The organism is Adonisia turfae CCMR0081 (assembly GCF_011009555.1).
In the GTDB taxonomy this organism is placed as follows: Bacteria; Cyanobacteriota; Cyanobacteriia; order Phormidesmidales; family Phormidesmidaceae; genus Leptothoe; species Leptothoe turfae.
In genome coordinates, this window is record NZ_QXHD01000004.1 from 7,211,439 (window position 1) to 7,221,723 (window position 10,285).

The 10,285-nt window shown below is 44.6% G+C and carries 6 protein-coding genes and 1 tRNA gene; 5 read left to right on the forward strand and 2 right to left on the reverse strand.

Annotated features, from left to right (window positions below):
• Positions 1 to 2 precede the first annotated feature (2 nt).
• Entirely contained in the window at positions 3 to 1,601 is a 1,599-nt protein-coding gene (locus DXZ20_RS34760) for a carbohydrate porin (RefSeq protein WP_163703096.1), read from the reverse strand.
• A 1,686-nt stretch (positions 1,602 to 3,287) separates the two neighbouring features.
• Between DXZ20_RS34760 and DXZ20_RS34765 the strand changes: the two genes are divergently transcribed.
• The gene (locus DXZ20_RS34765; protein ID WP_163703097.1) at positions 3,288 to 3,950 is read left to right on the forward strand and encodes a hypothetical protein; all 663 of its coding nucleotides are present in this window, start codon (positions 3,288 to 3,290) and stop codon (positions 3,948 to 3,950) included.
• Positions 3,951 to 4,170: 220 nt separating this feature from the next.
• Here DXZ20_RS34765 and recF read toward each other — a convergent pair whose 3' ends face one another.
• Positions 4,171 to 5,298 carry a DNA replication/repair protein RecF gene (gene recF / locus DXZ20_RS34770; RefSeq protein WP_163703098.1) on the reverse strand — a complete coding sequence of 376 codons (1,128 nt, stop codon included), beginning with the start codon at positions 5,296 to 5,298 and terminating at the stop codon, positions 4,171 to 4,173.
• A gap of 91 nt (positions 5,299 to 5,389) precedes the next feature.
• Here recF and DXZ20_RS34775 point away from each other — a divergent pair, with 91 nt between their 5' ends.
• The 4 genes from DXZ20_RS34775 to DXZ20_RS34790 all read left to right on the forward strand — a co-directional run bounded on the left by DXZ20_RS34775 (position 5,390) and on the right by DXZ20_RS34790 (position 9,882).
• Positions 5,390 to 6,592 carry a glycosyltransferase family 2 protein gene (locus DXZ20_RS34775; protein ID WP_163703099.1) on the forward strand — a complete coding sequence of 401 codons (1,203 nt, stop codon included), beginning with the start codon at positions 5,390 to 5,392 and terminating at the stop codon, positions 6,590 to 6,592.
• Between the two features lie 170 nt (positions 6,593 to 6,762).
• Positions 6,763 to 6,834: transfer RNA gene (locus tag DXZ20_RS34780), tRNA-Gln, on the forward strand.
• A gap of 113 nt (positions 6,835 to 6,947) precedes the next feature.
• A complete protein-coding gene (locus DXZ20_RS34785; protein ID WP_284681705.1) occupies positions 6,948 to 7,958 on the forward strand; it encodes an IS5 family transposase in 1,011 nt (336 codons plus the stop codon).
• 19 nt (positions 7,959 to 7,977) lie between these two features.
• The gene (locus tag DXZ20_RS34790; RefSeq protein WP_163703101.1) at positions 7,978 to 9,882 is read left to right on the forward strand and encodes an Ig-like domain-containing protein; all 1,905 of its coding nucleotides are present in this window, start codon (positions 7,978 to 7,980) and stop codon (positions 9,880 to 9,882) included.
• Positions 9,883 to 10,285: the final 403 nt, after the last annotated feature.

Genomic DNA, 10,285 nt, shown 5'->3' on the forward strand with positions numbered 1-10,285 from the left:
ATCTACCAGCCAAAATCGTACCCTAGCCGAAACTGAAAGACTGTGTCCGAAAAACCGTTGGTTTGCTGAATACTAGCACCCACTCTAAACTCGTCAACGGGTTCAAAGTCATAGAAAACTTCAAAAACCTCTGGTGATACTGAGCCTTCTATCTCTCGAAGGGAATCGTTGGAGACTGTTTGACCGTAGGCTACGCCTAATCGATCATTGTCTGAAAGCAAGTCAAATAAAGTTACACCAAGACTAAAGGTCTCGCCGCTCAGATCGAGAGTCTGGTTTTCATAAATACCGTATCGTCCAAATAATCCTAAATTTGCCTCTGGAAAATAGACTTCGCCATTGATGCCATAGGAAACTTCACGATCACCTGGCAAAATACCAGTCTGTCCATTACCTCTATCAATTAGAAAACTGTTTTGGAATCCTGTATCTGCTCCTCCATCACGACCAGAAACATAGGTACCTCGGACAATTACATTGCCAGAGCGATAGGCGACTTCACCAGCGTAGCTATCAAAATTAAAGTCACTCAAATCTCGGTCTGAGGAAAACGCTGCGGCGCGGAGATCTAAGTTATCGTTAACACTCCAATTGATGAGTGCCCCTAGATTAGAGTTACCCAGCGATGATCCGATAGCAGGGCTGGTCTGAAAAGCCCCGTTAAAGAACTGAGTCGCACCATCTTTAGCGAAACTATTACGATCAAAATAGGAAGAGAAATCGAGCTGTCCTGCTATCAACCTTAAATTTGGAGAAGATGGTAAAGAAGCCGCTAGATAAAGTTCATTAAGCCTGGCCCCCTCATCTGAAGAATCTACAAAGGCAGTGCCATTAACTGCTTCGACAGACCCTCCTATCAGTAGATTTTGACTGATTGGATACGTTGCATTAATGCGCGCGCGCCCAGAAAACTCCTCATTGCCGACAATAGATGTACCTTGGAAACTGAAGTCAGGAGCAAATGGATTATCGATTAACCCAGAGTTGCTTCTTGATGGGGAAGCTGGTGTTTCAAAGGCTAACCTTTCCTCAGAAAACGGTTGACCAGACGGAAGTTGAGAGAAGTCATTAGCTCTTGAAGACGCGGTTTGAGAAGTACCTTCGGTACCTGAGATAAGACTTTGCAAATAGGTTTGATCAGAATTAAAAAATGCCTCGTTCGTTTGTTGCTGTGATGAAGTGAAAGGCGTTATCGTGGGCAATATTTGTCGAGGCGGAACAGTATTGGGCTGTTGTAAGACAAATAAATCAGCATTACTGCAATTTTGAGTGCAAGATACTAATTGTTGCCGAACAGGTGGCTCTGGCAAGACTGAGTTAGAAAAGCTTGGTTGTAGCCTGGTTTCAGGAACTGGTAATGCAGAATATTTAGCAAGAATTTGTAGATCGTTAAGATCAGAAAAATCATTGGTTTCTACGGGTGTGAAATTGACCCATTCATTATCCTTATTCTCTTTTGATGCTGGACTAGCTGTTGCAGGGGCTGTAAAGAGAACGTTTGGGGCAACTTGCCCCAACGCTAAACCTACAGATGTTATATGAAATCCGATTTTAAGCCAGGTAGGACCGTTGCTATTTTGTGTAGGCGTTGATTGAACCATATTCTTTAAAAAATACGCTAATCTAAATCTGAAAAAACAAATACGATCGATGGTCCGCGTCTAAACAGGTAGCTGCTTTAAGCGCCGATTCTTTAGCCGTTTGATTTGAAGTCGGAAAACTAAGGACCTCTGATGTCAAAAGGATCTATCAATAGCGAAGCATTCAGGACAGTTAATCTATAAAATGCAGAAAATAAATAACTGAATACTGAGATTAAAGTCTGGTCTAGCAATTTACTGAGTACTGCAACAAGGAGAAAGAAGATGCTTCTACTTAATTAGCTGTTTACCCACCGAATTGTGTGGTGACCTTGGTTCAATACGATACACCTAAATAGAATGTCAATATACTGTTTGTCTAATCTTTAAAGTTAACTAACCAATGTCATTGTTCGCCTAATTTAGTTCATCTCCTTACTCGAAGCAGGCTTAAACGCTTCAATCGTAGATTCCTCAGGTATTTCAAGATAGCATTAGACAAGTAAATTGCATCTTGCCTATGATGAAGATATTGACCTGTTCTAAAGTCCGTATTTTTCTTGAGAAATTTTGTTGAAGATTTACTTGATACATCCCAATTAGGAATACTGATAGCGTTCTTATTCTCCGGAAAAGTGCTTGATTTAAAGGTCAAGAGTCGGCTACATAAAAAGAGGCTGGAATTACTACTATGAAATAATTCTGCCCCTCTCTAGAGAATCTAAATGACTAGATGATTACTATATATATATTGCCTAAAAATAATCCGCTCAAACTCGATATACAGACGTGAATGATAGAGCTACTCAACCAGAGCCAAGATGAGGTCAGGAGTAGCCATCAAATTGTCAAGATCTGCCACAGCCACACTAGCACTGGGTGTTTCAAGGATGAGCCTATGGGCGAAGAGTTAATGAAAAATACGCAATGTCTTTATTGACAGACGTATCGAGTGGCTCAAACACTTAAAGTATGGGACAGTAAGTATGGGACAGTAGCAATCTCCACTGGAGATGAATAACACTCTGGTGGTGTGAGTGATGGTGGGCAGCGAGCAGTGAAGGGGTATTCAACGTGTTTGAGCAACGATATGTATAGCTACTATGCCTAATTCGAGGCTGCATAGTTGTTTAAGCACATATGGTTTCCCAACAGGAAAGCATATTTGAGATTATTTTATAATGGGCTGCCACACTTTACAGTTAAATTAACCAATTGCAGCCGTGAACTAACTATACTGACAGGTAAGTAGAGATTAGAGGATACTTTCCTCTACGGCGAATAAGCCTGTTTTAGGGTGAAACTACCAAATAGAAAGCAAGGTGTGATAGTCATTATTAATTACGTAAATAAGACTTTGCAAATCAGCTACAGACTTCAACAGATCCCTAAGATTGCATTGCTGTACTCCATCTTTTATTACGTAATTAGGATCAGGGTCAACAATGGACATCTGCTATAAACTTAGAAGTTGTCTTCGAAAGCTCATTATGCATCTTAGCTTTCTAAAGCCAGATCATAGAGAATACTTGCAACCTTGAAGGATTAATTCCTATTAACCTTAGCCGCGTAGAGACGTTTAGATCACAAAACTCTCTTTTGCTAATAAGTAGTTCTATGTGTTGCGGAACTGTTTTGATCCTTGGTGCAACCCTTGCACGTGAGCCGTTCGATTAAATTGTGGTCTATTAGGAACGATTGGTAGTTATGAAATTTAGTACTCTTTTATCTTCTAGTCTTTTAGCGGGGGCTGTATTCGCAGTTGCAACACTCCCTATTGCAGCTATCCGATCTGACTCTATTGAAGTAAAACTTCAGGATAAGTCATTTTTCTCTAGTGATTTTCAAGAATTAGCGCTGCCCTACTTGAGTGGTGTGACATTTGTAAGTTTAGGTGCTGGTTTTACTGTATTAACTTTAGGCGGTTGGCGTCAAGCTTCTAAGAAATTAGATAAGACGCAGGCGACAATCAATCAGCTCCAACAGGAAATGGATGAGAAAAAAGCGGCGCTTGAAAAGTTAAGATTCTCAGAAAAGCAGCTGAATAAGATAGGGCTAGATGCGTTTTTACATGACGATGTTAGCTTTGAAAAGTTGCAGACAGAACCTGCACAGCAATTTGATGTAGCATATGGGAAGCAGCCTCAATCAATGTCTTCCGAATCTAATGCTGCTGTGCCTCAAACCACTGATAGCCCTCCTTCTGAAACCCTCAGCTCTTTTCAGGGAAATACTAGTAATACGGAAGAATCTGATGCCTCCGAGGAGTCACTACAGCTAAATCATTTGCTGACAGGTTTGCAACATATTACAAGTCAGATCGAAGTTCTACAGGCCGCTCAAGCTAACTCTTCTTATCAAAAAGTATAGTTAACTCTTCTTGTCTGAGCTGAAAGTTAAAATTTTTAGCTCAGATGGAAGTGTTGCTGAATTAGTGTTTTTAGGCGCTTAAGTTGTTCGAGCACTGCTAATAACTCTTTTGATGAAATGAGTATGTATTTATTGTTTAGAGGAGAGATCTTGCTGAGAGATTGTCTATGACTTTGTAGTACTCTTTCTGTGAAGAGTAATGTGACTGTGTTGTTGCCTACTATGAGATTTCTAGACAGCCGTTCTTGACTTGCATTATTTGAGATAATTTGAGCCACTGAGTATCAAATGATCCTAGATGAGTAGTAGTGATGAGGGTTTGAAATCGATCTTCAATGGTTTCCAGCAGTTGATTTTGTCGATTTAAATCTAACTCAGCTAATACATCATCTAGAAGTAATAACGGTGGTTCTCCTACTATTTCTTCTATTAGCTGCAACTCAGAAAGCTTTAAAGCCAGAACCAGCGTGCGTTGTTGGCCTTGCGAACCATATTGCCGCGCTGGTGTATCATTAATCAGAAAGTTGATGTCGTCTCGGTGGGGACCGACTAATGTGGTGCGCTGGTAGTATTCGGCCATGGCGCGAGACTGTAATTTTTCTAGGAATGCCTGCTGAATTTGTCCAGCATCGTCGGTGTCCACATCTACATTAGGACTATAGAAAATTTCGAGTTGTTCGGTACTCCCACTAATGGCTTGATGCCAAGACTGGGCAATGGGAATCAATCGCTGTAGCATACGAGCTCGTCGTCGGATCACCCGAGTGCCTAATGTGGCAAGTTGGGCATCCCAGAGTGCAAGCTGAGTGGGGTCTAAGGGAGGTGTTTGCCCTGGATCTGCGGTTTGTTGTTTGATAAAGGCATTACGCTGCTTTAGTACCTGGCTATATTGCTGCAGAATATGGAGATAAACTGGTTCTAGTTGCGTGAGTAAGCTGTCAGTCCATGTCCGGCGGGTGACGGGGCCTCCTCGCACGAGTTCCAAATCTAAGCAGGAAAACTGTACGGCGTTGAGGTTGCCGAGAAAGTCTTGCTGGCGGCGTAATGTTTCGCCATTGATCACTGCTGTGCGACGACTGCCTCTGCGTAAGGTTAGCTGTAAAGAAGATATGCCTAATTCCCGTTTTAGGCTAGCTTGGATTTGGGCGCTGTTGGTGTCGTTTTGTATGAGATCGCGATCGCGACTTGTGCGATGGGATTTCAACGTCGCTAAGAGTTCTACTGCTTCTAGCAAATTAGACTTACCCTGGGCATTTTCTCCCAGTAGGATCGTTTTGGGTGCCAAAAATTTAACAGCTTGGTCACTGTAATTACGAAACTGCTTTAAGTGTAAGGATTGGAGAAACATAGAAGGACCGAAGCGTTATCCCAGTCTAGAATCAGACATTGCTTTACAGTACGTTACATTTAGAGGGCGAGCGTTTGGGAGTAATGAGTTGATGATCAGCGGACAATGGATAGGGAGTGGTCTGTGGAGTTTAGCATTGGCAGTAGCGACGGTTGCGATCGCAATTTTTCATCGCCGCTTACAGGCATCCTTGGCTACCGCTCCCCGATTGCCGTTACTGCAGACAAGCCCCAATTCATTGCCAGCCGTTTCTTTAATTATTCCGGCATATAACGAAAGCGTAAATATTACAGAGTGTTTGGACGCCGCTTTAGCCAGTCATCTGCCTCATCCTGCAGATTTACAGGTGATTGTGGCCGACGATGAATCAACAGATAATACAGCAGATTTAGCTGCGGCAGTCGCCCTGACAGATGATCGGGTGCAAGTATTTACCGTGCCACCCCGACCGACTGATATTTCCTGGCGTGGCAAAACTTGGGCCTGTGCCAATGCTGTGGAAAAAGCTGTTGGCGACTATGTGCTATTTATCGATGCGGATGTACGCCTTGAGCCTGATGCGATCGCCACAGCCCTAACCGATTGCCAAAAACATGATGCCGACCTATTAAGTTGTGGTCCGGGCATTATCTGTGGGTGTTTAGCTGAATGGTTGGTGCAGCCAGTAATGATGAGCTGTATCGCCGTTGGTTTTAATTTTGAAGCGGTGAATGATCCTAAAGATACGTCAACTGCTTTTGCCGCTGGGCCATTTATGTTGTTTCGTCGTAGTGCCTATGATCGGATTGGGGGGCATCGAGCAGTGGCAACTGAAACTGTGGAAGATGTGGAGCTAGCGAAGCTGGTTAAGGGCAGTGGGTTGAAGCTACGGTATCTGCTGAGTACTGACCTGATTAAAGTGCGCATGTATCGTTCCTTTGCGGCGCTATGGGAAGGCTGGACTAAAAATTTCTATGAAGGAGGTGGGCGTAACCTAGGCGCTACTCTCTATTCTGCCTTTGCCCTGAGCCTGATTTTTGTGATGCCCTGGCTGGGTTTAGTAACTGGATTATGGAATTCCTTGTTTGGTGGTGACGTTGGCTGGTGGGTGGTGACTGGGTTAGGCGTCTTCAGTGTTGCTATGCAGGTGTATATGCGCTGGGCCGCTCAGCGAGTATTTAACCAGCCGTTTCGCTACTGGTGGTTAGGGTGGCTCAGTGGTGGTATTGTGGTTGCGATCGCGCTTACCTCAATCATAAAAACTGAAACTGGCTGGGGATGGACTTGGCGCGGACGATCTTTGTCAACATCCTAAGGTTCTGCGCTCAGCGTCATCAGGAGGCTGCGGTTCTCAACATGATGAACACAGCCTTCGAAAAAAAATCCATATAGTTATTGACACTACAATGCTAAAAGCTGTTAATATACATTGGCTGGCAATCAATGTTGACTTTGCACTGATAGGTCTAGCTCATATCTCCTTATTGGGGTGTGGCCAAGCGGTAAGGCAGCGGGTTTTGGTCCCGTCATTCGTAGGTTCGAATCCTACCACCCCAGTTAATTTATAAGTTTTCAGCTGTGTTGACATTAACCAGCTCGACATAGTTTCGATTTTTCGCCCCGATATCACTTCCGTGCTTTGTTAATATCAACGATTGGCGTAGCCAGTATTGCTAGAAGAGACGTTTCAACATGTCTTGCCGTGTCATCCAACCAGTCTCGTGAAATGGCGCAAGCAGGTAGGACCGGATGGGGTAGAAAAGCTCCTCAAAGAAGTGTTACAAGTCGCCTTAGAACAACGGGCGCTCAAGCCAAGCGAAATTAAGCGGGTCAATGTAGACACGACGGTGCAAGAAAAAGCGATTGCCTTTCCAACGGATGCTCGATTGTATGACAAAGCGCGTCGAGCGTTAGTCAAGGAGGCTCGTAAAGCGGGTATCCAATTACGTCAAAGCTATGCGCGTGTGGGTAAAAAAGCGTTATTTCAACAGAGTCGCTATGGAGCGGCCCGACACTATCGACGGGCCAAGCAACAAACACGAAAATTGCGCACCTATTTGGGACGGGTGATTCGAGATATTAACCGTAAAGTCTCTGCGCTATCGACACCCCTCAACACCTTGATGATGAGAGCCCAACAGATTTATCGTCAGACGAAAAAAGACTCGCCTAAGCTGTACAGTGTGCATGCGCCTGAAGTCGAGTGCATCGTCAAAGGTAAAGCCCATAAACGCTATGAATTTGGCTGCAAGGTGGTCCTAGTGACGACGAGCAAAACGAATTGGATTGTGACCGCTGATGCGATTCATGGCAATCCCTATGATGGTGTGACGTTAAAACCCGCGATTGAACAAGTCCACCGATTGACCGGACAGTCTCCTCAGCAAGCAGCGGTCGATAAAGGCTTTCGTGGATCAACCTATCATCCATCGACACTAGAGGTATGGGTCGCAGGCACCCGTAAGTTTACAGGCGTTCTTAAACGGTTGGTGAAACGTCGCAGTGCGATTGAGCCGGTCATTGGCCATGCCAAGCATGATCATGCGCTCAAACGAAATTACCTCCACGGCAAATCAGGGGACCGGATCAATGCCTTGTTGACAGCGTGTGGGTTTAATCTACGAAAGTTAGTCCGTTTCTTTTTCGATAACCCAACAAATCAGGTTTCGGTCGGAGCCTGATTTGTTGGGTTTTTCAGGGATGACTAATTACCGCTCTGCTGCGGTTGCAGACTACAACAACGATGGCTTTTTAGATTTACTGGAAACCACCTATGCCAACGATCCCACCTATCGCCTATTGGAAAATACCGGCAATAATAATAACTGGATCTTGATCGATTTAGAAGGAACCATATCCAATCGTGATGGTATTGGAGCAACAGGTTACGTAACAGCCGGTGGTGTTACTCAAATGAGGCAACAGGCTGCAGGACAACACCACAGAACGCAAGATGACAAACGTATTCATTTTGGTTTAGGTGATAAAGACACCATCAGTGAAATTCGGATTAAGTGGCCTAGCGGTATTGAGCAAGTGTTGAACAACGTTAATCCGAATCAAGTGCTCCAAATTGTTGAAGCAGAGAGCCAATTTAAGGCAACTGATGATTCTGTTACTACATCCCTAGATACACCAGTCGATATTCAGGTTTTGGCCAATGATAATACTGCCTCAGAAACTGAATTTACCTTGTCTGCCGCTAACTCCAGCAATGGCAGTGTGGAGATCAACAATAATGGTACACCAGCTGATAGCAGCGATGATTTCATTACCTACACCCCTGATGCAGGGTTTGTAGGCACCGATTCATTTACCTATGAAATCAACGACGGCCAAGGTGGCACGGACACAGCTACTGTCGATGTCACCGTCATTGCCGGGAATCTGCCTACAGCAACAGATGACATTGGCACAGTTGAAGAAGACTCACAGCTCATCCTGGAGGTACTATCAAATGATATAGATCCAGATAACGATAGCTTGAGCCTGGATTCTGTACTCCCCGGCAACAACGGTACCACGACCATTATCGGCAATCAGGTACGTTATACGCCTAATGCCAACTTCAACGGGACTGAAAGCTTTAGCTACACGGTTTCCGATGGTAATGGCGGTTCTGATACAGCCACAGTGAGTATCACAGTAACTGGTGTCAACGATGCGCCAGCGGCCAGTGATGATACTGCAAACACAGAGCAGAATACTGCCGTTCAAGTTCAGGCGCTTAACAATGACACGGATATCGATGATGATAACCTAACGGTCATATCGGCTAGTCAAGGAACTAATGGCAGCACATCGGTTAGCAACAACCAGATTCTCTATACTCCCAATGCTGATTTTGTAGGAACTGATTCCTTTACCTATGAAATCAGTGACGGCAATGGCGGTACATCAATGGCTACCGTCAATGTCTCTATCACTGAACCCGGCACTAACAACGGTCGCATTGAGGAAGGACTCTTAAGTCTTTACACCTTTGATGAAGGCAGTGGCAATACCGTCTTTGATGTCTCTGGTATAGGTAATCCCTTAAATCTACAAATCGACTCACTGACTGGTGTCAGCTGGGGTGATGGTGTCCTGGATGTTAATGCCCCCAACCTGATTGCCTTCAATCAAGCTGCCACTAAACTCACCAATGGGATTACCCAAACTCAAGAGCTTACCATTGAGGCCTGGATTACGCCCGATAACCTCACCCACTGGGGACCTGCCAGGATTGCTACGCTCTCTGCCAATAGCGGCAACCGCAACTTTACCCTGGGTCAGGAAAGAGCTAACTACCAGACACGTCTACGCACCACCACCACTGGCAACAATGGCACCAGAAAAACTGTCACCTCCAGTGGCTCACCCGTCGAGACGGACCGCAGCCATGTTGTCTACTCCCGTGATGCCAATGGTCTGGCTCAGCTGTTCGTTGACAACCAGTTAGTCGGTTCCAACATCATTGATGGTGACCTTTCCAACTGGAATACTGGATACCAGTTTGCCTTAGCCAATGAGCTAAATTACTCGATATTGCATGAAACGTATGTATGTCATGTGATTGAGCAAAATAACGTACAAGCGTGGTCCAGTTATCGACTATTTACTTAGTCTTTTTCAGCAGTAAAGTTTTTGTTCGCTTTCGGGGTAATGGAATTGGCAACCTCTGAATTAATCCCCTAACAAATTGAACAGGACCGGTTTCTGTCCCCTTGTATGTTCAAAGGGGTAATGGAATCTGAACCTAGTGTTTGCGCTCGCGATATCGAGCTGGCCAAGTTTCCGTCCCCTTTCGGGGTAATGGAATCTGAACACAATGAATATTCGTGATGGTATTGATGATGATGATGATGTTTCCGTCCCCTTTCGGGGTAATGGAATCTGAACTTTGGTTCTTACATGCAGAATGTGCAGAAAGCCAGTTAAAGTTTCCGTCCCCTTGTATGTTTAGAGGTGTAGCAGGAGACCGTCATCCCCTAGAACAGATGAGCAAATGTTAAGAACGGGTTTGTTT